Here is a 21,324-nt window from a genome sequence, read left to right on the forward strand (position 1 = left end):
GGTGACCCGATCATGGGCGACATCGACGGCGACCGGAAGGCCGACGTCCTGCTGCCCGACTTCTCCGGGGCAACGGCGTTGTACTCGGCGAGGGTCTCGCGGGTGAAGCCGAAGAACCAGGTGGCGAGGAAGCCCGCGAGGTAGCCGGTCAGCAGCCCGCCGCCGTAGACGGCCGCGCTCGCGAGGAGCCCGTGCGGGCCGGCCAGGAGCGGGAAGAGGGCCCAGCCGGAGGGGCCGATGGCGGTGGAACCGACGGCGTCGCCGAGCTGTCCGGCCACCCCGATGAAGGCGCCGCCGGCCGCGCCGCCGACGCAGGCGGTGACGAAGGGGCGCCCCAGCGGCAGGGTGACGCCGTAGACCAGGGGCTCGCCGACGCCGAGCAGGCCGGCCGGGAGCGCGGACCTGATGGTGGCCCGGATCGAGGCGTTGTGGCGCAGCCTCAGGTAGACCGCCACCGCGCAGCCGACCTGTCCGGCGCCGGCCATGGCGAGGATCGGCAGCAGGACGGTGGAGCCCTGCTGCTGGATCAGGGTGGTGTGGATCGGGATCAGCGCCTGGTGCAGGCCGAGCATCACCAGCGGCAGGAAGAGGCCGCCGAGCACGAGTCCGGCGAGCAGGCCGCCGTGGGCGAGCAGCCAGGTGGCGGCGTGGCCGATGGCCGTGGAGACCTCCCCGGCGAGGTACATCAGGCCGAACAGCGCGGCCAGCCCGCCGAGCAGGACGGTGACGGTGGGGGTGACCAGGACGTCCAGGGCTGCGGGCACCAGGCGACGGGTCCAGCGCTCCAGGTGGACGGCCAGCAGTGCGGCGCCGAGTGCGCCGACCACGCCGCCCTGGCCGGGCGTGAGGTGGTGGCCGAAGGCCTCCACCTTGGCGACCCCGGCGTAGACGATCACGCTGGCCACCGCGCCGCCGAGCACGGGCGTGCCGCCGAACTCCTTCGCGGTGTTGTAGCCGACGAAGACCGCGATCAGCGACATGAACCCGGAGGAGACCGGGCCCAGGGCGGTGACCAGCGCCGGTGCCCAGCCGAGGTTGGCGAGCGCCCCGGAGAGGCCGGCGACGATCCCGCAGCCGATCAGGGCGGGGATCAGCGGGACGAAGATGTTCGCGATCCGGCGCAGCGCCAGCTTCACCGGGGTGGCGTTGCGCACCCGGCCCTGGGCCCGGATGCGCTCGCCGCGCCCGGCGAGGTCCTCGGCGGTGGGGGAGGCCGCCGGGCCGGGGGGCTCCAGGAGCCGGCGCAGCCGCTCGGTGACCCCGGCGACGGCGGCGGGCCCGAGCACGATCTGGTAGGTGTCGTCCTCGACCGTGCCCAGGACCTCCGGCAGCGCCCGGAGCGCCTCGGTGTCGACCAGGGCGCGGTCCGCCAGGCCCAGCCGCAGCCGGGTCATGCAGTGGGCGACCGAGCGGATGTTGGCGGCGCCGCCGACCAGCGGGAGGATCGCCTCGGCCACGGCGCGGTTCTTCTCGTCCGACATGCCGGAGGACGTACCCGGGCGCTCCCCCGGCTCAACCGCCTTGGTACGCGGCCGTTCTGGGCCCCGTGGCCGGAGCCGGTGCGCCGGCGGCGCCGTCCGTCCGGTCCGGGAGCGGGTCGTCGTCGGCTCCCGTGGCGCGCACCCGGTGCACGTACCGGTCGATGAGGTGGCGCAGCACGGTGGCGGTGGTGACGACGTCCGCCTCGGGGATGCCGTCCAGCGCGTCGGCGAGGCCGATGATGTTGGCCTGTTTCAGGCGGTCCAGCACTTCCCGCCCGCCGGGGGTGATGGCCACCTGGCGGGCCCGCCGGTCCTGCGCGTCCTGGCTGCGTTCCACCAGCTGCTGGCCCTGGAGGCGGTCGATCTGGCGGGTGACGTGGGAGGGCTTGACCATCAGGCGGTCGGCCAGGTCGCTCACCCGGCTGGCCTCCGCGCGCTCGGCGAGCGCGCGCAGCAGGTAGACGTCCGAGCGGGCGGCGGTGATGCCGGCCTTGGCGGTGCGGCGCTCGTGCTCCTGTGACCGTGTCAGCAGGTAGGCCAGGGTGGCCAGGACGTCCTCCAGGCCGTCCAGGCCGTTCGGGCCCTGCGGCCGGCAGGCGGTGGTCCGGTCGTCTTCGGCGTCTTCTTCGTCCGACATGGGGGAACTGTAGCGATCCGGTCCGGGCGGCGGCCGGGACGGGGAGCCGGCGCCGGGTTTCGGACAGTTTCGGCCGTCACCCGATCCGCCCTTTCGCCACCACGGAACGCGAGTTAGCGTGACTTTCAGTTAGTTGCTTTGGGCACGTAACTAGGTGCCCACGGCTCGACTCCCGGAAGGGGATCCACCGATGGCCACCGCCGAGAAGACCCCCCGTTTCACCCACCCCGCCGCCCGCGGCACCTGCCCGTTCGCCCCGCCGCCCGCGTACGAGCAGGCCCGGCAGGAGGAGCCGGTCAGCCGCGTCACCCTGTGGGACGGCTCCACCAGCTGGCTGGTCACCCGCCACGAGGACGTCAAGGCCGTCCTCTCCGACGCCCGGTTCAGCTCCGACTCCACCCGGCCCGGCTACCCGTTCATCAGCGCGGGCGCCCGGCAGCTGAACACCGGGCGGCCGACCATCATCCGGATGGACGCCCCGGAGCACACCCACTTCCGCCGGATGCTGACCGGCGAGTTCATGATCAAGAAGGTCGAGGCGCTGCGCCCGGAGATCCAGCGGATCGCCGACGACCTGCTGGACCGCATGACCGACGGACGCTCCGGCGCCGACCTCGTCCACGAGTTCGCCCTGCCGCTGCCGTCCCTGGTCATCTGCCTGCTGCTCGGCGTCCCCTACCAGGACCACGACTTCTTCCAGGAGTGCAGCCGCGTCCTGCTGCGCCGCGACTCCGCCGCCGAGGACGTCGCCGACGCCCAGGCCAAGCTGGTCGACTACCTGATCGGGCTCACCGAGACCAAGCGCACCCACCCCGACGACGGCATCCTCAGCCGCCTGGTGGAGCGCGGCGAGCTGAGCACCCAGCAGATCGGCGACATGGGCCGGCTGCTGCTGATCGCCGGACACGAGACCACGGCGAACATGACCGCGCTCTCCGTGCTCGCCCTGCTGCGCAACCCCGACCAGCTCGCCCACCTGCGCGAGCACCCCGAGTCCGTGCCCGGCGCGGTCGAGGAGCTGCTGCGCTACCTGACCATCGTGCACTCCGGCGTGACCCGGGTCGCCACCGAGGACGTCGACCTGGGCGACGTGCGGATCGCGGCGGGCGAGGGCGTCATCTGCATGGTCAACACCGCCAACCGGGACGAGCGGGAGTTCCCCGACGGCGACGAGCTCGACCTGACCCGCGACGCCCGCCGCCACCTGGCCTTCGGCTTCGGCGCCCACCAGTGCCTGGGACAGCCGCTCGCCCGGCTGGAGTTGCAGATCGCGCTGGCCACCATCCTGCGCAGACTGCCCGGACTGCGCCTGACCGTACCGTTCGAGGAGGTCCGCTTCCGCGGCGAGATGCTCATCTACGGCGTCCACGAGCTGCCGATCGCCTGGTGACCCGGGCTCCCCCGGGAGCCCCCGGAACCACACCAACCCACCTGCCCCGCACCGGAGTCCACACCGCCGGGGCGCCCGTTCCGAAAGGAAGACCATGCTCGTCCGGATCGACCAGGAGAAGTGCTGCGGCGCCGGGCACTGCGTGCTCGCCGCCCCCGACGTCTTCGACCAGCGCGACGAGGACGGCATCGTCGTCCTGCTCGACGCCCGACCGCCCGCCGAACTCCACCAGGCCGTCCGGGACGCCGCCGCGGTCTGCCCGGCCTCGGCCATCACCCTGGACCAGGCGTGACCGCACTGCGGGACGTGGCCGTGGTCGGCGCCGGCGCGGCCGGGCTGCACGCCGCCGAGGCGCTGCGCCGGGCCGGCTACGACGGCCGCCTCACCCTGATCGGGGCCGAGCCCGAACCGCCGTACGACCGGCCGCCGCTGTCCAAGCACCTGCTCGGCGGGGAGTGGCAGCCCGACCGCCTGGCCCTGCGCGGCCCCGAGGCGCTGGAGGAGCTCCGGCTCGACCTGCGCCTCGGGGTCCGGGCCGAGCGGCTGGACCGCCGGGAGCGGACCGTCCGGCTCTCCGACGGCGGACGGGTGCGCTGTGAGGCCGTCATCGTGGCCACCGGGGTCCGACCGCGCCGGCTCCCGGGCGCCGACGCTCCCCGGCCCGGGGCGCACGTGCTGCGCACCCTCGCCGACGCCCTCGCCCTGCGCGAGGAACTGCGCGCGGGCGTACGGCTGTTGGTGGTCGGCGGCGGGCTGCTCGGCGCCGAGGCGGCGGCCACCGCCGTCGGGCTCGGCGCCGAGGTGACCTGGCTGACCTCCACCGCCACGCCGCTGGCCGCCGTCCTGGGCAGCGAGACGGCCGCGCTGCTGGCCGGCCTGCACCGCGAGCACGGGGTGCGGCTGCACCGGGGCGTGGCCACCGGACTGCTCGAACGGCGCGGCCGGGCCGTCGGCGTCCGGCTCGCCGACGGCTCCGAACTGGCCGCCGACGCCGTGCTGATGGCCGTCGGCTCCGAACCGGCCACCGAGTGGCTGGCCGGCAGCGGCGTCCCGCTGGACGACGGCGTGGTCTGCGACGCCTACTGCGCCGCCGGCCCCGGCGTCTGGGCGGCCGGGGACGCCGCCTCCTGGCCCGACCCGCGCACCGGCCGCCACCACCGCCTCGAACAGCGCACCAATGCCACCGAGCAGGCCATGCACGCGGCCCGGAACCTGCTGGCCGGCCCGGACGGCGAACGGCAGGCCTACCGGCCGGTCCCGTACCTGTGGACCGACCAGTACGGGCTGCGGGTCCAGGTGTTCGGCCGGCCCGGCGGCGCCGAGCGGTTCGAGGTGGTCGACGGCAGCCTGGCGGAGCACCGCTTCGCCGCCGTCTGCGTCCGGGACGGCCTGGTCACCGGCGCGGTCGGGATCGCCTCCGCCCGGGCGCTGCGCGGGCTGCGCGCCCAGGTCGCGGCGCACGGCCCGTGGCCGCCCGAGCAGTCCGAGCAGGCCTGAGCCGCCCCACCGCCGTAGCCCTGCCAGTGCCGCCCGCCGTCCCCGCCCGCCAACCGGGCGAGGCGGCGGGCGGACCGGCATGGTGCGAAGGCCCCAACACGGCCCCGCCCGGAGACTGGTGGCCCGCCGCCGGCCAGGGGAGAGAACGCATGGACGACCGCAGCCACCGAGCCGCCCGGGGGTCCGCCCCCGCCCCGGGGGTGACCTCACGGGCCGGGGTCCTGGGCACCGCGCTGGCCGCCGTCCTCGCCTTCTCGCTCTCCTCCGGCTCCTGGCAGTGGTTCTCCACCTACCTCGGACTGACCCTCCTCGCGGTGGTCCTCTCCTCCACCCGCCCGCCGAGCCGCGCGACCGACACCGGGGCCGGCTACGCCCGAAGCCTGGCCGCCTACACGCTCGTCATCGGACTGTGCGTGGCCCTCGCCCTGGCCCCGGCGATGCAGCGCTGGTCCTGGCTGTTCCCGATGCCGGGCACCCGCCGCGACTGCCCTCTCCTGGGCGACTACACCCGGCTGCAGGCCCAGGCCTCCCTCGGCGACCTGGCCGCCCGGGACGGCGCCGCGCTCGCCGCCGCCCAGGGGGAACAGGCCCGGCACGCCGTCGCCGACTGCCTGTCCGCGACGACCACGCTCTGGCTGCCCGTGTACGCGCTGGCCGCCGCGCTGCTGGCCGCGCTCGCCGTCCGACTGCTGGACCGGGGCGGCCGCCGGGGACCCTCCCGGTCCGTCGAGGGCTGAGGGGTGACGGAGGGCGGACGGGCGGCGCGCCGCCCCGGGTCAGCTCCCGCGCTCCCCGTGCCCCGGCCGGGTCTACCGGTCGAACATCCGCCGGACTATCGTTAGTTGGCGGAAGCTATCGAATTCCCCACGCCGACCCGCCGGCCGGCCAGCAGGAGGCAGCGGTGGCGACACGACTCTCCGACGGCGGCAGGACGGGGCGGCCGCACCCGGCCGGCCACGGTGTGGCACCGGAGCACCCCCGGTACAAGTGGGTGGCGCTGTCCAACACCACGCTCGGCACCCTGATCGCCACCGTCAACGCCTCGATCGTGCTGATCTCGCTGCCCGCGATCTTCAACGGCATCGGCCTGGACCCGCTCCGCCCCGGCAACGTCAGCTACCTGCTGTGGATGCTGATGGGCTACATGCTGGTCACCGCCGTGCTGGTGGTCACCCTCGGCAGACTGGGCGACATCCACGGCCGGGTGCGGATCTACAACGCGGGCTTCCTGATCTTCACCCTCACCTCGGTGGCACTCTCCCTCGACCCGCTGCACGGCGGGCCCGGGGCCCTGTGGCTGATCGGCTGGCGGGTCGTGCAGGCGGTCGGCGGGTCGATGCTGATGGCCAACTCGGCGGCGATCATCACCGACGCCTTCCCGGCCCGCCAACGCGGCACGGCCCTGGGGGTGAACATCGTCGCGGGCATCGCCGGGTCCTTCATCGGCCTGGTCCTGGGCGGGCTGCTGGCCGAGTGGAACTGGCGGTCGATCTTCTGGGTCAATGTGCCGATCGGCATCCTCGGCACGGTCTGGGCCTACCGCTCGCTGCGCGAGACCGGGGTACGCAAGCCCGCCAGGATCGACTGGTGGGGCAACATCACCTTCGGCGTCGGCCTGACCGCCCTGCTCGCCGCGATCACCTACGGCATCCAGCCGTACGGCGGCCACACCATGGGCTGGACCAACCCCTGGGTGCTGGCCGGACTGTTCGGCGGGGTGGCCCTGCTCGCCGTCTTCTGCCTGGTCGAGTCCCGCACCGCCGAGCCGATGTTCCCGCTCTCGCTCTTCCGCGACCCGGTCTTCGCGGGCGGCAACGCGGCCACCCTGCTGGGCTCGATCGCCCGCGGCGGGCTGCAGTTCATGCTGATCATCTGGCTGCAGGGCATCTGGCTGCCGCTGCACGGCTACGACTACGCCGACACCCCCCTGTGGGCCGGGATCTACCTCGTCCCGCTGACCGTCGGCTTCCTGGCCGCCGGACCGGTCGCCGGCTACCTGTCCGACCGCGCCGGGGCCCGGCTCTTCGCCGCCGGCGGACTGGTGGTGATGGCCCTGTCCTTCGCCGGGCTGCTCCTGCTGCCCACCGACTTCGGCTACCCGTGGTTCGCCCTGCTGGTGTTCGTCAACGGCCTGGGCGGCGGCCTGTTCGCCGCCCCCAACACCTCGCTGATCATGTCCAGCGTGCCGGCCGCCGCCCGCGGCGCGGCCTCCGGCATGCGGGCCACCTTCCAGAACGCCGGCATGGTGCTGTCGATCGGCGTCTTCTTCTCCCTGATGGTGGCCGGCCTGGCGGGCTCGCTGCCGCACACGCTCACCGCCGGACTGACCGCCCAGGGCGTGCCCGCCGCCGACGCGCACGCCATCGCCTCGCTGCCGCCGGTGGGCACCCTGTTCGCCGCCTTCCTCGGGTACAACCCGATCCAGCAGCTGCTGGGCCCGCAGGTGCTCGGGCAACTGCCGGCGGACAACGTCCGGACGCTGACCGGTCGGGAGTTCTTCCCCCAGCTGATCTCGGGGCCCTTCCACGACGGGCTGGTGGTGGTGTTCTGGCTGGCGATCGCGATGTCGCTGGTCGCCGCGGCCGCCTCGCTGGTGCGCGAGCGGACCCGGCCCGCCGCCGCGCGTCCGGCCTCCGCACCGTCCGGCTCCGTACCGTCCGGTGCCTCACCCTCCGGTGCCGCGCCGACGGCCGGGCGGCCGGCCACCACCGCGCCCGCCCCCGCGCGGCCCGCCGCCCCGCCGACGAAGGAGCCCGGGCCGTGAGCGCGGACGGCGGCGGCCTGTCCGCCGAGGCCGTCGTCCGGCTCCGGCTGGCGATCGGCCGGCTCAACCGCCAGCTGGTCCGCGCCTCCGGCGACCAGGACCTCACCGCCGCCCAGCTCTCCGCCCTGGCCCGGGTGGAGCAGCACGGGCCGCTGCGGCTCGGCGAACTCGCCGCACGCGAGGGCGTAGCGGTGCCGTCCATGGTCCGTACGGTCACCCCGCTGGTCGCCGACGGGCTGGTCGCCAAGACCCCCGACCCGCAGGACGGACGCTCCCAGCTGCTCGCCCCCACCCCGCTCGGGCTGGAGACGCTGGCCCGGATCCGCCGCGAGCGCACCGCCCTGCTGGCCCGCCGCAGCGCCCGGCTCAGCCCCGAGCAGTGCCGCGCCCTGGAGGCGGCGCTGCCCCTCCTGGAGCTGCTGCTCGACGAACCCGGCACCCCCTGACCCGGGTCCGTGACGGCCCCGGTCCGCCGACGGCAGGACCGCTACCGCTGCCCCGGCCAGGGCACCGAGGTCTCCACCCCGACGGTGTAGTCGACGTCGGGGACGTCCCAGCCGTACAGCTGCCGGAACTGGTTGTAGAACCAGGCGGCCCCGGCCGGGTCGGCGGCCAGCGCGGCCGCCGGGTCGGCCCACAGCTCCCGCACCCGGTCCTGCACGGCGGGGTCGAGCTCCCAGCCGTCCAGGCGGATGCGGCCCCGGTCGTCCAGGGCGGGCTCCTTCGCGCCGGTCAGCTGCTCCCACAGGTCCACGGCCTGGTCGTCGGTCGTGCGCCAGCCGTCCTCGCCGAGGACGTTGCGCAGCAGCGAGGTGTAGAGGGCGATGGAGGGGATGGCGGTGGACGCCTGGGTGACGGCCGCGCCGGCGACGACGGTGAACGCCCGGCCGCGGTCGGCGAGCACCCCGGTCTGCAGCTCCCGGGCGGTGGCCTCCAGGTGCTCCTTGGCGGCGCCGATCGTGCCCTGCCGGTAGACCGGCGCGGTGATCTCGGAACCGACGTAGGACAGGGCCACGGTGGTGAAGCCGGGGGCGAGCAGGTCCGCCTCGGCCAGCGCCCGCACCCACAGCCCCCAGTCCTCGCCGCCCATCACCTTGACGGTCGCCGCCCGCTCGGCCTCGTCGGCCGGGGCGAGGTCGACGGTGCCGACCTGCGGGGCCCCGTCGTCGAAGAGCAGGGACGGCGAGGTGTACGGGGAGCCGATCGGCTTGATCACCGAGTGGTGGACCTCGCCGGTGGCCGGGTCGGTGCGCCGGGGCGAGGCCAGCGAGTAGACGAGGTGGTCGACCGGGCCGTACCGCTCGGCGAGCAGCTTGAGCACCTCGGCGCGGGTGGCGTCGGCGTAGGCGTCGGCGTTGAGGAAGGTGACGTCTCCCCCGCTGCCCTCGGCCAGGGCGGAGGTCGCGGCGGTGCGGTACCAGCCGGCGGTGGCGGTGCGCCGCTCGGTGGCGGCGCCCTCGTAGGCGACGCCGATCCCGCGGACGCCGTGGCGGCGCAGCCCGGCGAGCAGGATCGCCTGGCCGTACCCGGCGCTGGCGCCGAGGACCAGGACGACCGGGGCCCGGCCGGTCGCGGCCGCGGGCTCGATGCGCCGCCACTGGCGGTCGACGGTGGCCTCGCTGCCGGCCGGGTGGGAGTTGACGATCAGGTAGCCCCGCTGCTTGGGGGTGATCTGCTGGATGCTCACGCGGTGGCGCCCTCTCCGATCCGGAGATCGTGATCAAGGTGTCGGTCGTCCGGAGCCTATCCGCGCCGGCGGGCGCCGCCCTTGCCATGCCGTCACGGAAGTTGCGGCCCGCGGTTGTCGGGGGTCGTCATTGCGGCGGGCGTCCGCGTGGGCTATCCCGCTGGGCGGTCCACGAGGTCCCTCCGGTCGATCTCCACGAGGTCCCTCCGGTCGGTGACGTTCCCCGGTCGCACCGTGCCGGCCGTGCTGCTGTCCCGGGCGGCTCACCGCAACGGCCGCCCGTTCCGCCGTTGGAGTGCTCTGCCGCCGCCGACCGCGCTCGGCCGCCCCGCGCGCCGTACGGCCCACTAGGTTCCTGCCGTGGACGAAACCAGGGCTTCGAACGGGCACCAGCCGTCCGCCGGCGAGCGCCTCACGGCCCGCCTGGACGGGCGGCTTCCGGTCACGGAGGCGGGCCGGGAGCTGCTGCGCAAGGTCTTCCCGGACCACTGGTCGTTCCTGCTCGGCGAACTCGCGCTGTACAGCTTCGTGGTGCTGCTGCTGACCGGCGTCTACCTGACCTTCTTCTTCCGGCCGAGCATGAACGAGGTCGTCTACCAGGGCGCCTACCTGCCGCTCGACGGCGTCCGGGTGTCCGAGGCGTACGCGTCGACCCTGCGGATCAGCTTCGAGGTGCGGGGCGGACTGCTGATCCGTCAGATCCACCACTGGTCAGCCCTGTTGTTCGCCTCGGCGATCGGCGCGCACCTGCTGCGGGTGTTCTTCACCGGGGCGTTCCGCCGCCCGCGCGAGCTCAACTGGGTGATCGGGGTGACGCTGTTCAACCTCGCGCTGCTGGAGGGGTTCTCCGGCTACTCGCTGCCCGACGACACCCTCTCCGGCACCGGCCTGCGGATCGCCGAGGGCGTGCTGCTCTCGGTGCCGCTGGTCGGCACGTACCTCACCCTGTTCGCCTTCGGCGGCGAGTTCCCCGGGCACGACGTCATCCCCCGGCTGTTCACCGTGCACGTCCTGCTGGTCCCCGGCCTGCTGCTGGCCCTGGTCGGGGCGCACCTGACGCTGGTGGTGGTGCTGAAGCACACCCACTGGGCCGCCCCCGGCCGTACCAACCGCAACGTGGTGGGGATGCCGTTCTTCCCCCAGTTCCTGACCCGCACGACGGGCCTGCTGTTCGCGGTGGGCGGCGTGATGGCGCTCTCGGCGTTCCTCGCCGAGGTCAACCCGGTCTGGCGGTACGGCTCCTACCGCCCCGACGTGGTCGGCACGGGCGCGCAGCCCGACTGGTACATCGGCTTCATCGAGGGGGCGCTGCGGCTGATGCCGGCCGCGGAGACCAGGGTGCTCGGGCACACCCTGTCCTGGAACGTGCTGCTGCCCGCCCTGGTGGTGCCCGGCCTGCTGTTCGCGGCGCTGTACGCCTACCCCTTCGTGGAACGGTGGCTCGACCCCGGCACCGGCGAGCACCACCTGTGCGACCGCCCGCGCAACAGGCCCACCCGCACCGCGCTGGGCACCGCCGGGATCACCGTCTACGCGGTGCTGCTGGTCGCCGGCGGCAACGACGTGATCGCGTACACCTTCGGGCTCGACGTCAACGCGCTCACCGTGGTGCTGCGGACGGCGCTGGTCGTGCTGCCGCCGGTGGTCTTCCTGCTCACCCGGCGCCTCTGCCTGGCCCTCCAGGCCCGGGACCGCGACCGGCTGCTGGACGGCGACGAGACCGGCCGGATCGACCAGGCCCACGACGGCGGCTTCTCCGGCCACCACCGCCCGCTGCCCGAGGCCGAGCGGTACGTGCTGCTGGCGCGCGCCGCGGCCGAGCCGGTCACCGCCCCGCAGGGGGCGCCGCGGCACGAGCGGGTGCGCGCCGCCGCGAGCTCCTGGTTCCACCGCGACCGGGTCGAACTGCCCGCCACCGCGCGGGAGTCGGAGCGGATGGCGGCCGTCCTCACCGCCCCGTCCCACCCCGCTCCCCCGGCCGTCCCGGTGCCCGGGGCGGGCCCGGGCGGCCCGCTCCGGCGGCTGCTGCGCCGGCTCAGCCCGCGCCGTGGTCGCGGTACTGGAAGATGAAGCCGGCGACGGCGAGCGCGAGCACCAGGGCGCCGACGACGATCAGCCAGCGGGCGAACACCAGCCCCAGGGCGAAGACCGTCACACCGACCGCCGCGAGGACCGGGTAGCCGCTGCGGGCCGGGAAGAACCCCACCGGCCCGGCGGCCTCCGCGATCTCGGCCTCCTCGCGGTCCTGCGCCCGGCCGCCGCCCGACCGCCGGTACTGGACGAACCAGAACAGCGCGACCATACCGGACATCAGGAACGCCACCGTCAGGATCGCCTTGCCGGCCGGCTCCCGGGCCCAGAGGCCGTAGACCAGCCCGGTCACCGCGAAGAACGCGGTCATCACCGCGAACAGCCACCCCTCCGCCTTCACCGCCCGCTCCCCCGTCCGCCGGTACGGCCGTACGGCACACCGGAGTCACCGGTCGGCGACTCCGCCGCGGACACCTCCGGGTGGTGCAGGTCGAAGGCCGGCGACTCGGAGCGGATCCGGGGCAGCGCGTGGAAGTTGTGCGGCGGCGGCGGGCTGGAGGTGGCCCACTCCAGCGACCGGCCCCAGCCCCACGGGTCGTCCTCGGCGACCTTCTCGCCGTACCTGGTGGTCCGCCAGACGTTGTAGAAGAACGGCAGGTTGGAGACCCCGAGCAGGAACGAGCCGATCGAGGCGCACACGTTCAGGGCCGTGAAGTCGTCCACCGCCAGGTAGCTCGCGTAGCGGCGCGGCATCCCCTGGGCGCCCAGCCAGTGCATCACCAGGAAGGTGGTCTGGAACCCGGTGAACAGGATCCAGAAGTGCGCCTTCCCCAGCTTCTCGTCGAGCATCTTCCCGGTGAGCTTCGGCCACCAGAAGTAGAAGCCCGCGAAGGTGGCGAAGACGACCGTCCCGAACAGCACGTAGTGCAGGTGGGCCACCACGAAGTAGCTGTCGGTGACGTGGAAGTCGATCGGCGGCGCCGCCAGCAGCACCCCGCTCAACCCGCCGAACAGGAAGGTCACCAGGAAGCCGACCGACCAGAGCATCGGGGTCTCGAAGGAGAGCGAGCCGTTCCACATCGTCCCGACCCAGTTGAAGAACTTCACCCCGGTGGGCACCGCGATGAGGAAGGACATCATCGCGAAGAAGGGCAGCAGCACCTGGCCGGTGGCGAACATGTGGTGCGCCCACACCGACATGGACAGCGCCGTGATGGCGATGGTCGCGCCGACCATCCCGTGGTAGCCGAACAGCGGTTTGCGGCTGAACACCGGGATGATCTCGCTGATGACGCCGAAGAACGGCAGCGCGACGATGTACACCTCCGGGTGGCCGAAGAACCAGAACAGGTGCTGCCACAGCAGCGCCCCGCCGTTCGCCGCGTCGAAGGCGTGCGCGCCGAACTTGCGGTCCGCCTCCAGGCAGAGCAGCGCGGCGGTCAGCACCGGGAAGGCCAGCAGCACCATGACCGAGGTGAACAGCACGTTCCAGGTGAAGACCGGCATCCGGAACAGCGTCATGCCCGGCGCCCGCAGGCAGGTGATGGTGGTGATGAAGTTGACCGCGCCCAGGATGGTGCCGAGGCCGGCCACCACCAGGCCGAACGCCCACAGGTCCCCGCCCGCCCCCGGCGAGAACAGCGGGCCGTTCAGCGGCGCGTAGGCGAACCAGCCGAAGGAGGGCGCGCCCCCGGTGGTGAGGAAGCCGCTCAGCACCGTCAGCCCGCCCAGCAGGAACGCCCAGTAGGTGAAGGCGTTCAGCCGGGGGAAGGCGACGTCCGGCGAGCCGATCTGCAGGGGCATGATCGCGTTGGCGAACCCGGCGAAGGTCGGGGTGGCGAACAGCAGCAGCATGATCGTGCCGTGCATGGTGAACAGCTGGTTGTACCGCTCGTTCGACACCAGCCCGGTGTCCGGCCCCAGCAGCTGGGCCCGCATCAGCAGCGCGAGCACGCCCCCGACCAGGAAGAAGCCGAAGGCCGTCGCCAGGTAGAGGTTCCCGATGACCTTGTGATCCGTGGTGAACAGCCAGCGCAGCAGCGTGCTGCCCTGCCGGACCCTCACCCGGGTGCGGTCCCGCGCAGGGGGCGGCGCGGTGGACGAAGCGTTCATGGAACCTCCGCAGCGGAGCCGGTGACGCCCCCGGTCGCGGCGCCGACCCCCTCCCCGGCCCGGCGGAGGGCCCGCCCTCGCACGCCATCGCCGACCCTAGCGGCGGCGGCCCGGGCCGCCGGGGCGCCACGCGGTACGGCCCGTCGACCGGGCGCGGCGCTCCCGCGGACCGGGGCTTCGCTTACGCGGGCCGGGGCTCCGGGGGGCCGGGCTCAGCGCTCCCGCAGGTCGGGGACCACCTCGCGCAGGCGCTCGGCGCCGATCGCGCCCGCCCGCAGCAGGACCGGCACCTCGCCGGTGATGTCCACGATCGAGGAGGGCACGGCGGCCGCGGTCGGGCCCCCGTCGAGGTAGACGGCCACCGAGTCGCCGAGCATGCCCTGGGCGGCGTCGCAGTCCTGCGGCGAGTCGTGCCCGGTCAGGTTCGCGCTGGAGACGGCCAACGGCCCGGTGGCGTTGAGCAGTTCGATGGCGACCGGGTGCGCGGGCATCCGCACCGCGACCGTCCCGTTGGTCTCGCCGAGGTCCAGCTCGACCGAGTCCAGGTGGCGGGCGACCACGGTCAGCCCGCCCGGCCAGAACTCCTTGACCAGGTCCCGCGCGCGCTCCGTCACCTCGACCAGCCCGTCCAGCGCCTCCGGGGAGCCGACCAGCACCGGCGAGGGCATGTTCCGTCCCCGGCCCTTGGCGCGCAGCAGGCGGTCGACGGCCTGCGGTGCGAAGGCGTCCGCGCCCACGCCGTACACGGTGTCCGTGGGCAGGACGACGAGTTCACCGCGGCGCACCGCGGCCACGGCCTCGCGCAGCCCGGCCGCGCGCTCCGACGGGTCCGAGCAGTCAAAACGACGAGTCATCAGGGGTCTCCACCGGCGGGCCGCCGGCCCGCCCCGTTCCTCCGGCCCGGCCACCTCTCCGGCCGGACACGACCTGGTCAGCCTACCCGTCCCGCTCCCGCCGCCCGGCCACGCCCCGGGGTCGCGGTGTGCGGGGCTCCTCGGCCGCCCGGGTGGCTCGGGACAGTGCTGCCGTACCGGGCCGCCTTCCCCGGGGGCGGCCGGTGGCGGGCGGACGTAGGTTGCGCACATGACCAGTGACGAGACGGTCCCGGCCGTGGGAGTGCGTCCGCTGGACGAGGTGTTCGCCGCGATCGACAAGGTCAACCGGCGGCCCCGGCCCTGGACCGGCTTCGAGCACGGCGTGCTCGGCGCCTACCGGTGGGCCGCCGGGGCCCAGGTCGCGGCCCCGGTCACCGCCGCCGCCACGGCCGGCTCCATCGGCCCGTGCCTCGCCCAGCTGCTGGCCGAGTGCCAGGCCGCCGCCGTCCGCCTCCACCTCGTCCGCACCCAGGGGGCGGACCACACCTACGTCCTCGGCGTCCACCGGGCACTGGCCTGGCTCTGCGGGCTGCACGAGGACCGTCCCTGAACGACCGTCCCCGAGCCCGGCGGGCCCGGGGCGTCGAACGGGTGGCGCACGGCGGTGAACAGGGCGCAGTCCCGGTCAGTAGTAGTGGCGGCGGCCGCCGACGGCGTGCCCGAGCGTTCCGGCGAGCCACAGGACCAGGCCGACCACGGCCAGCACGATGCCGATGGTCCACAGGATCGAGATTCCGGTGACGAAGCCGATGATGAGCAGGATGACGCCGAGGAGTATCACGAGGGTCTCCCGAGTTGGTGGGTGGCTGTCGGCGGGGGCGGCCCGGTCGGCCCGAACCGGCCGCAGCGGTCGTCCCCGGGGATCGGGGCCTGTCCTGCCCGGCCCGTCTCCACACCCCCCGCGTCTACCGCGCCTCGGCTCGGGCAAACCGCCCCGCCGCTCCCCCGTCAGCGCCGGTGGCGGCCGACCTGCCGGCGGGGCGGGGCGGCCACCCGGGGCGCGGGCAGGAAGAGCCGGGCCAGCTCGCGGCCCAGGTTGACGCCGATGGCGAGGGCCATCGCCATGGCGGCGGCCCGCCCGATGCCGCTCAGCCCGATCTCGGGCTCGCCCCGGACGAAGGCCAGCATCCCGAAGTACAGCACCGAGCCGGGCAGCAGCGGCCCCAGGGCGGCGGTGATGTGCGGCAGCGCAGAGCTGCCCCGGCAGCGCGCCATGAGCTGGCCGGACAGGCCCACCAGCCCGGCGGCCAGACCGGTGGCCAGGATCGGCTCGCCGCCCGCGTTCACCAGCACCCCGTACGTGGTCCAGCCGGCCGCGCTGTTCAGCAGGACCGCCGGCAGCGTGGCCGGCTCGGTGTTCAGCAGCACCGCGAACGCCAGGGTGAGCAGCACCGCGGCGGCGAGCTGCAGCGGGGGGTTGACCGCCCCGGGCGGGACGTCCTGGGCGGCGAGGTCGGCACCGTTGTTGACGCCGACGTAGAGCACCGTCATCACCCCGACCACCACGCCGGTCATCAGGTAGAGCGCTTCGAGCAACCGGGCGGCGGCGGTGAGGTAGAAGCCCGCCAGACCGTCCTGGGCCGCCGCCACCATGGGCCACCCCGGCAGCACCGCGAACAGCCCGCCGGTGATCACCACCGATCCGCGCAGGTGCAGACCGTTGAACGAGAGCAGGATGCCGATCACGGCGGCGGGCACCGCCGCCACCACGAACTGGTAGAACGCCGGGAGGTCGTGGCGCGCCACCAGGGCCGAGAAGCGCTCGCCCACCAGCGCGGCGACGACGGCGCTGGCGAACACCAGCCAGGCCCGGGCGTCGGCCCGGCCGCCGATCAGCAGCGTGGCGGCCCCGGCCATCCCGCCGCAGGAGAGCACGAACAGCCGGCCGGAGTACCGGCGGCGGCGCCGGCGGGCCGCCACCAGGCGGCCGTGCGCCTCGGGGACGGCCATCCCGCCCACGGCGATCTCGGTGACCAGCCGGAACACCAGGGCCAGCCGCGCGTAGTCGACGGCCGGGCGGCGCACCGAGCACTCGGCGGTCAGCGAGGGCTCCGACGGGCCGGGCTGGTAGGAGATCGCCACCCGGGTGAAGGTCACCTGCGGGTCGCAGGGCTGGACCCGGTAGGCGTGGGCGACGGCGAGCATCGCGGCCTCGACGTCCTCCGCCGCCTCGCCGCTGGCCAGCAGCAGCTCGCCGACCAGCAGCGCGAGGTCCAGCACCCGGGCCGGCTCGACGCCCGTCGGCGGGTCCGCGCCGGCCCCCTCCGGCGCGGGCCGGCGGTCGGCCGTGGGGGTGCGCAGCAGCGGCAGCATCAGGTCGGGCCAGGGGACCGCGGTGCCGTCACCGTCCGGGCCGGGGCGGGCGCCCGCCCCGCGCTTCCCGGACGCGGGGGCCTGGGGCGGCACCCGTTCGGGCCGGGTGGGGTGTCCTTCCGGGCCGGCGGGCGCACCGAGCTGCTCGTGTTCCGTCATCGCGACTCCCTGACCCCACCCCCTCCGCCAACACCGTGCAGCCCTTCAACTACCCGGAGTGACGCTGCGGCGAACGCGCCACACCCGGCACACCCGTACGAACCGGAGCACGACCGGCCGTACACGCCCCAGCGCCCCGCGCGTGCCGACCTCGGGGGCTGGGGCCGGCCGGGCGCCGGGGCCCCGGTGGCACCGACGGGGCGTGGCCGCGCGACGACGGCGGACAGGCGGCGACCGGGAGGCGGCCGGGTCAGAACCGCGGCGTCAGCAGGCTCGCCAGCTCGGCCTCGAAGAGCAGCCCGGGCCGGAAGCCCATGCCGGTGAAGTGTCCGGCGAGCTCGAGTGACAGCACGCCGTGCAGGCGGGTCCAGAAGGCCAGGAAGCGGTGGAGCACCTCGGGCGGGGCCGGCTGCTCGCCCGCCCAGTCCCGGTGGCCCAGCAGGTGGGTGGTGAACGGCGCCGCCGGGGTGTCCGCTCCGGCCGGGGCGAGCGCCGCGCAGGCGTCGACCAGGGTCCGCATGACCTCGTCGGCGATGGCGGTGGTGTCCTCGGGCGCGCGGTAGCCGGGCACGGGGGTGCCGTAGATCAGGAAGTACCGCTGGGGGTCGGCCAGCGCCCAGTCGCGCAGGGCGTGGGCGAGCCCGGCCAGGTCGGCGCCCTCGGCGGCGGCCGCGCCGAGGGTGTCGGCGAGGCTGCGGTACGCGTCCCGGACGAGCTCGGTGATCAGCTCGTCGCGGCCGGCGAAGTAGCGGTAGAGCGCGGGGCCGCTCATGCCCATCCGCTTGGCGATCGCGTTGACGGAGAGCGCCGAGGCACCGGCCGTGGCGATCTGCTCCCAGGCGTGCGCCTTGACCTCTTCGCGCACCTGGGCCCGGTAGCGCTCGCGCGGGGTGTCCGCGCCCGTCCTCGCCATGGCCTTCGCCCGCTCCCCGCATCGCCCGACTACATATTCACGCTTCCGTTAGAAGGTATCACGGAACCTGTTGACACCCCGGCCCTCGCGGAGTTACAACTTCTAACGAAGGCGTGAGCATCTAGCTCGCAAGGCGTCCGAGCCGTCCCGACGGCCGACCAGTGAATGGGGAGTTCCATGTCCGCCACGCGCAGCTCCACCCGCGGCACCGGCATCCGCACCGCCCTGCTGACCCTCCCGCTCGCCCTCGGGCTGCTCGGCGCCGCCGCCGCGCCGGCCGGGGCCACCACCGCCCACCGCCCCGGCTCCTCGCTCACCTGCGGCGGGGCGGGCGTCGACCCCGACGCCCGCGTCCGCTACCGGACCGAGACTGTGATCCACGCACCGCTGTGGACGGTCTGGCGGCTCCAGACCGACGTGGCGCGCTGGCCCGACTGGCAGGCGCCGGTGTGGAGCGCCGAGCGCCTCGACGGCGGCCCGCTGCGCCCGGGGTCGGCGTTCCACTGGACCACCCCGCTGCCCCCGAACCCCGCCTCGGCCGACCCCGTCCTGGAGATCACCTCCACCGTCCGGCAGCTGCGGCCCGGCGCCTGCATCCGCTGGACCGGCCCGGCGGTCGCGACCGGGCTGCGGATCGACGGCGTCCACGTGTGGAACTTCACCGAGGTCCCCGGCGGCGTCCTGGTGCGCACCGAGGAGACCCACACCGGCCCCCAGGTCGACGCGAACGTCCCCGCCGCCACCGACATCCTCCGCCAGGGCCTCGAAGGCTGGCTGCACGACCTGAAGACCGCCGCCGAGGCCCGCACCCGGTAGGACCGGCCGGACCGACTCGCCGGACCTGTCCCGACGGACCGACTCGCGGGCCTTGCGCATGGAAGCCCGCGCCCCGGGCAGACGCCGCCCGGGGCGGACCTTCGCCCCGTCGACGAGAGGAGGCACCCGCCGTGGGTACCGAGGAGAAGCTGCGCAACATGGCGGAGAAGGCCGGCGGCAAGGCCAAGGAAGCGGCCGGGAAGGCCACCGGCGACCGTTCGACCGAGCTCAAGGGCAAGGCCGAGCAGGCGAAGAGCGACCTGAAACAGGCCGTGGAGAAGGTCAAGGACGCGGGCAGTCACTGACCGGCACCCGGCGGCCGTCCCCGGACGGCCGCCGGGTGTCCGCGCGTCCACCGCGCCCGGCGGCCGATCCGGCTCGGGCGTGGCCCCTCAGGGGCCGCGCCCGGTCAGGGGGCGAGCAGCCCCTGCCGCCCCGCGTAGGCCGCGAGGCCGTCGGCCGTGGCGCCGGCCCACCCGAGGTAGCCGTCCGGCCGGACCAGGAACACCCCGGTGCCGTACGCCTCGTAGGCCGGGATGCGGACCACCGGGGCGGCGACGGAGGGCAGCGGGGCGTCCGTGCCGACGGTGAGCAGCGTCCAGTGCGGGCCGCGGAAGGCGTCGAACAGCCGGGTGCCGCCCCGGCGGCCGTCGGGGGCGCGGTCGCCGGCCCGCAGCGCGTCCGCCGGGAGGTCCTGGCGGGTCTCCACCGAGAGCGCGGACTCCCGGTAGCCGAGGTCGAGTTGCTGGGTTGCCCGGCCGCGGCGCTGCTCGCCGCGGTGGACCCTGGTGGACAGTTCCAGCATCGCGGCCGCGTTGCCGCGGCGCTCCTCCTGGTAGCTGTCGAGCAGCCCCTCCCCCGCTCGCCCGGTCAGCACCGCGGCCAGCTTCCAGCCCAGGTTGTAGGCGTCCTGGACGCTGGTGTTCAGGCCCTGCCCGCCGGCCGGCGAGTGGACGTGCGCGGCGTCGCCCGCCAGGAAGACCCGGCCCGCGCGGAAGCGGTCGGCGAGCGCGGCGCGCGGGCGGAACTCGGAGATCCAGCGCAGTTCGGTGACCTGCTCGGCGGCCAGGTGGGAGCGGGCCGCGACCACCGTGCGCAGCCCGTCGAGGGTGAGGTCGACGGCCGTCCCCTCCGGGAACTGGGCGACCAGCTGGAAGTCCTCGGTGCCGCCGAGCGGGCAGATCGCCAGCATCCCCTCCTCGGAGCCGAACACGTGCCAGTGCTCGCGGTCCAGCCCGTCGATCCGGACGTCCGCGACCAGCATCGGGTCCGGGTCGACGGTCTCGCCGGTCATCCCGATGCCGAGCAGTCGCCGCACCGTCGAGCGGCCGCCGTCCGCCGCGACGACGTACCGCGCCCGGACCGGGCCGCCGGTAGCGAACTCGGCGGTCACGCCCTCCTCGTCCTGCGCGAGGCCGACCAGCTCCCGGCCGAACGCGACCTCGCCGCCCAGCTCGCGCAGCCGCCCGTACAGCACCTGCTGGGTGCGCCACTGGGGCAGCATCAGCGCCTCGGTGTACGGCTCGGCCTCGGAGGGCTCGGTCGGGTCGAACATCCGGCGCTCGCCCTGCGGTTCGCCGTCCCGCCAGAACAGGTTGGGCGGGTAGTGCCCGGCGACCGCGCGGACCCGGTCGAGCACGCCGAAGTCGTCGAGCACCTCCAGCGTGCGCGGCTGGAGGCCCTTGCCGCGCGAGCCGGGGAAGAGTTCGGCGCCGCGCTCGACCACCAGCGCGGCGACGCCGTGCCGGGCGAGGTCGAGCGCCAGGGCCAGTCCGGTGGGCCCGGCGCCGATGACCAGGACATCCGTGTGCATGCCGTGAGAAGCCACGACAACCTCCTTAACGTTGTTAAGTAGCCGTTGCCGACAGCGTGCACTTAACGACGTTAAACTGTCAACCGTGACCCCCCAGAGAACCCCCAAGCTCGACCGCGGCCAGGTCGTCGGCACCGCGCTGGACCTGCTGAACGAGGCCGGCCTGGACGGCCTGACGCTGCGCGCCATCGCCGCCCGGCTCGACGTCAAGGCGCCCGCGCTGTACTGGCACTTCAAGGACAAACAGGCGCTGCTGGACGAGATGGCGACCGAGATGATGCGCCGCATGACGGCCCGAGCGGCGGCGGACGCGGGCGCCGGGGCGGACGGGGCCGACGCGGCCAGCGGGGCCGACGGGGCCGGTCGCGCCCCGGCCCCGGGCGACTGGCGGGAGACCTACCTGAGGACCATGCGCACCCTGCGCGCCGAGCTGCTGCGCTACCGCGACGGCGCGAAGGTCTACAGCGGCTCCCGGTTCACCGACACCGGCTACGCGGCCGAACTGGACACCTGGCTGCGCCTGCTGGTCGAGTCCGGGTTCACCCCGGTGGCCGCCGCCCGCGCCTGGCAGACCGCCTACAGCTACACCATCGGCTACGTCATCGAGGAGCAGGCGATGGGCCCCAACCCCTTCGACGGCGAGGAGGGCTACGACCTGGACGCCCGCGCCGAGCGCCTGGCCGCCCACCCGCTGGCCGCCGAATCGGGCCGGGTGATGTTCCAGGACTTCGACGAGGGCTTCGAGCAGGGCCTGGCGGCGGTGCTCGCCGGGGTCGAGGCCACCCTGCTCGGCTGACGGCTCCGGCGCGGTCGTCCGCCGTCAGCCGTTCGCCGTT

Annotated in this window: 21 protein-coding genes; 11 read left to right on the forward strand and 10 right to left on the reverse strand. The window is 74.7% G+C overall.

Annotated elements, in window-relative coordinates; all coding sequences use genetic code 11:
- Together ACWDCZ_RS29460 and ACWDCZ_RS29465 are read right to left on the reverse strand one after the other, a co-directional pair.
- The coding region (locus ACWDCZ_RS29460; RefSeq protein WP_449817406.1) for a PTS transporter subunit EIIC at positions 1 to 1,481 on the reverse strand (1,481 nt) is incomplete at its 3' end.
- Positions 1,482 to 1,512: 31 nt separating this feature from the next.
- The gene (locus ACWDCZ_RS29465) at positions 1,513 to 2,118 is read right to left on the reverse strand and encodes a MarR family winged helix-turn-helix transcriptional regulator (RefSeq protein WP_449817407.1); all 606 of its coding nucleotides are present in this window, start codon (positions 2,116 to 2,118) and stop codon (positions 1,513 to 1,515) included.
- Between the two features lie 190 nt (positions 2,119 to 2,308).
- Here ACWDCZ_RS29465 and ACWDCZ_RS29470 point away from each other — a divergent pair, with 190 nt between their 5' ends.
- The 6 genes from ACWDCZ_RS29470 (at position 2,309) to ACWDCZ_RS29495 (ending at position 8,215) form a co-directional block, all read left to right on the forward strand.
- Positions 2,309 to 3,508 carry a cytochrome P450 gene (locus ACWDCZ_RS29470; RefSeq protein ID WP_387824635.1) on the forward strand — a complete coding sequence of 400 codons (1,200 nt, stop codon included), beginning with the start codon at positions 2,309 to 2,311 and terminating at the stop codon, positions 3,506 to 3,508.
- Positions 3,509 to 3,602: 94 nt separating this feature from the next.
- Positions 3,603 to 3,800: a ferredoxin gene (locus ACWDCZ_RS29475; RefSeq protein ID WP_049654383.1), complete on the forward strand. Its 198-nt coding sequence runs from the start codon at positions 3,603 to 3,605 to the stop codon at positions 3,798 to 3,800.
- Positions 3,797 to 5,005, forward strand: coding sequence for an NAD(P)/FAD-dependent oxidoreductase (locus tag ACWDCZ_RS29480; RefSeq protein ID WP_449817408.1), 1,209 nt, complete (start codon positions 3,797 to 3,799; stop codon positions 5,003 to 5,005). Before ACWDCZ_RS29475 ends, ACWDCZ_RS29480 begins: the two co-directional genes overlap by 4 nt.
- A gap of 149 nt (positions 5,006 to 5,154) precedes the next feature.
- Positions 5,155 to 5,742: a hypothetical protein gene (locus ACWDCZ_RS29485; protein ID WP_449817409.1), complete on the forward strand. Its 588-nt coding sequence runs from the start codon at positions 5,155 to 5,157 to the stop codon at positions 5,740 to 5,742.
- Positions 5,743 to 5,966: 224 nt separating this feature from the next.
- Positions 5,967 to 7,769: an MFS transporter gene (locus ACWDCZ_RS29490; RefSeq protein ID WP_449817421.1), complete on the forward strand. Its 1,803-nt coding sequence runs from the start codon at positions 5,967 to 5,969 to the stop codon at positions 7,767 to 7,769.
- Complete coding sequence (locus ACWDCZ_RS29495; RefSeq protein WP_049659418.1) at positions 7,766 to 8,215, forward strand: MarR family winged helix-turn-helix transcriptional regulator; 450 nt, start codon at positions 7,766 to 7,768, stop codon at positions 8,213 to 8,215. Before ACWDCZ_RS29490 ends, ACWDCZ_RS29495 begins: the two co-directional genes overlap by 4 nt.
- Positions 8,216 to 8,256: 41 nt before the next feature.
- Here ACWDCZ_RS29495 and ACWDCZ_RS29500 read toward each other — a convergent pair whose 3' ends face one another.
- Entirely contained in the window at positions 8,257 to 9,456 is a 1,200-nt protein-coding gene (locus ACWDCZ_RS29500; protein WP_449817410.1) for an enoyl-[acyl-carrier-protein] reductase FabV, read from the reverse strand.
- 360 nt (positions 9,457 to 9,816) lie between these two features.
- On the opposite strand from ACWDCZ_RS29500, the gene qcrB reads away from it, so the two are divergent.
- Positions 9,817 to 11,526: a cytochrome bc1 complex cytochrome b subunit gene (qcrB, locus tag ACWDCZ_RS29505; RefSeq protein ID WP_449817411.1), complete on the forward strand. Its 1,710-nt coding sequence runs from the start codon at positions 9,817 to 9,819 to the stop codon at positions 11,524 to 11,526.
- On the opposite strand, the gene ctaF is transcribed toward qcrB, so the two are convergent.
- From ctaF to ACWDCZ_RS29520, 3 genes are all read right to left on the reverse strand, one after another.
- Complete coding sequence (gene ctaF, locus ACWDCZ_RS29510; protein ID WP_449817412.1) at positions 11,492 to 11,887, reverse strand: aa3-type cytochrome oxidase subunit IV; 396 nt, start codon at positions 11,885 to 11,887, stop codon at positions 11,492 to 11,494. The two genes, qcrB and ctaF, sit on opposite strands and share 35 nt — an antisense overlap.
- Positions 11,884 to 13,599, reverse strand: coding sequence for an aa3-type cytochrome oxidase subunit I (gene ctaD, locus ACWDCZ_RS29515; protein ID WP_449817413.1), 1,716 nt, complete (start codon positions 13,597 to 13,599; stop codon positions 11,884 to 11,886). The genes ctaF and ctaD overlap by 4 nt, the downstream gene beginning before the upstream one ends.
- 212 nt (positions 13,600 to 13,811) lie before the next feature.
- Positions 13,812 to 14,453 (reverse strand): L-threonylcarbamoyladenylate synthase, encoded by a 642-nt coding sequence (locus ACWDCZ_RS29520; RefSeq protein ID WP_387824617.1) that lies wholly within the window; start codon positions 14,451 to 14,453, stop codon positions 13,812 to 13,814.
- Between the two features lie 229 nt (positions 14,454 to 14,682).
- Here ACWDCZ_RS29520 and ACWDCZ_RS29525 point away from each other — a divergent pair, with 229 nt between their 5' ends.
- Positions 14,683 to 15,024 carry a hypothetical protein gene (locus ACWDCZ_RS29525; RefSeq protein ID WP_049660132.1) on the forward strand — a complete coding sequence of 114 codons (342 nt, stop codon included), beginning with the start codon at positions 14,683 to 14,685 and terminating at the stop codon, positions 15,022 to 15,024.
- A gap of 75 nt (positions 15,025 to 15,099) precedes the next feature.
- Here the strand turns inward: ACWDCZ_RS29525 and ACWDCZ_RS29530 are convergent, their stop codons facing one another.
- The 3 genes from ACWDCZ_RS29530 to ACWDCZ_RS29540 all read right to left on the reverse strand — a co-directional run bounded on the left by ACWDCZ_RS29530 (position 15,100) and on the right by ACWDCZ_RS29540 (position 17,859).
- Entirely contained in the window at positions 15,100 to 15,255 is a 156-nt protein-coding gene (locus ACWDCZ_RS29530; RefSeq protein WP_143204583.1) for a DUF6131 family protein, read from the reverse strand.
- Between the two features lie 167 nt (positions 15,256 to 15,422).
- Positions 15,423 to 16,946: a threonine/serine ThrE exporter family protein gene (locus ACWDCZ_RS29535; RefSeq protein ID WP_449817414.1), complete on the reverse strand. Its 1,524-nt coding sequence runs from the start codon at positions 16,944 to 16,946 to the stop codon at positions 15,423 to 15,425.
- Between the two features lie 250 nt (positions 16,947 to 17,196).
- Positions 17,197 to 17,859, reverse strand: coding sequence for a TetR/AcrR family transcriptional regulator (locus ACWDCZ_RS29540; RefSeq protein WP_449817415.1), 663 nt, complete (start codon positions 17,857 to 17,859; stop codon positions 17,197 to 17,199).
- Between the two features lie 177 nt (positions 17,860 to 18,036).
- On the opposite strand from ACWDCZ_RS29540, the gene ACWDCZ_RS29545 reads away from it, so the two are divergent.
- Both ACWDCZ_RS29545 and ACWDCZ_RS29550 read left to right on the forward strand, forming a co-directional pair.
- Positions 18,037 to 18,675: an SRPBCC family protein gene (locus ACWDCZ_RS29545; RefSeq protein WP_449817416.1), complete on the forward strand. Its 639-nt coding sequence runs from the start codon at positions 18,037 to 18,039 to the stop codon at positions 18,673 to 18,675.
- Between the two features lie 131 nt (positions 18,676 to 18,806).
- Entirely contained in the window at positions 18,807 to 18,980 is a 174-nt protein-coding gene (locus ACWDCZ_RS29550) for a CsbD family protein (protein ID WP_449817417.1), read from the forward strand.
- A gap of 104 nt (positions 18,981 to 19,084) precedes the next feature.
- Here ACWDCZ_RS29550 and ACWDCZ_RS29555 read toward each other — a convergent pair whose 3' ends face one another.
- Positions 19,085 to 20,488, reverse strand: a complete 1,404-nt coding sequence (locus ACWDCZ_RS29555; protein ID WP_449817422.1) for an FAD-dependent oxidoreductase — start codon at positions 20,486 to 20,488, stop codon at positions 19,085 to 19,087.
- An 85-nt stretch (positions 20,489 to 20,573) separates the two neighbouring features.
- Between ACWDCZ_RS29555 and ACWDCZ_RS29560 the strand changes: the two genes are divergently transcribed.
- On the forward strand, positions 20,574 to 21,284 hold the full coding sequence (locus tag ACWDCZ_RS29560) for a TetR/AcrR family transcriptional regulator C-terminal domain-containing protein (RefSeq protein WP_387824606.1): 711 nt from the start codon (positions 20,574 to 20,576) through the stop codon (positions 21,282 to 21,284).
- Positions 21,285 to 21,324: the final 40 nt, after the last annotated feature.

Source organism: Kitasatospora sp. NPDC001225 (assembly GCF_053597855.1).

Bases quoted from the DNA above. Each gene is read 5' to 3' on its own strand.
- ACWDCZ_RS29465 (WP_449817407.1), bottom strand. From the start codon at position 2,118: ATGTCGGACGAAGAAGACGCCGAAGACGACCGGACCACCGCCTGCCGG.
- ACWDCZ_RS29470 (WP_387824635.1), top strand. From the start codon at position 2,309: ATGGCCACCGCCGAGAAGACCCCCCGTTTCACCCACCCCGCCGCCCGC.
- ACWDCZ_RS29475 (WP_049654383.1), top strand. From the start codon at position 3,603: ATGCTCGTCCGGATCGACCAGGAGAAGTGCTGCGGCGCCGGGCACTGC.
- ACWDCZ_RS29485 (WP_449817409.1), top strand. From the start codon at position 5,155: ATGGACGACCGCAGCCACCGAGCCGCCCGGGGGTCCGCCCCCGCCCCG.
- ctaD (WP_449817413.1), bottom strand. From the start codon at position 13,599: ATGAACGCTTCGTCCACCGCGCCGCCCCCTGCGCGGGACCGCACCCGG.
- ACWDCZ_RS29520 (WP_387824617.1), bottom strand. From the start codon at position 14,453: ATGACTCGTCGTTTTGACTGCTCGGACCCGTCGGAGCGCGCGGCCGGG.
- ACWDCZ_RS29525 (WP_049660132.1), top strand. From the start codon at position 14,683: ATGACCAGTGACGAGACGGTCCCGGCCGTGGGAGTGCGTCCGCTGGAC.
- ACWDCZ_RS29535 (WP_449817414.1), bottom strand. From the start codon at position 16,946: ATGACGGAACACGAGCAGCTCGGTGCGCCCGCCGGCCCGGAAGGACAC.
- ACWDCZ_RS29540 (WP_449817415.1), bottom strand. From the start codon at position 17,859: ATGGCGAGGACGGGCGCGGACACCCCGCGCGAGCGCTACCGGGCCCAG.
- ACWDCZ_RS29545 (WP_449817416.1), top strand. From the start codon at position 18,037: ATGTCCGCCACGCGCAGCTCCACCCGCGGCACCGGCATCCGCACCGCC.
- ACWDCZ_RS29555 (WP_449817422.1), bottom strand. From the start codon at position 20,488: ATGCACACGGATGTCCTGGTCATCGGCGCCGGGCCCACCGGACTGGCC.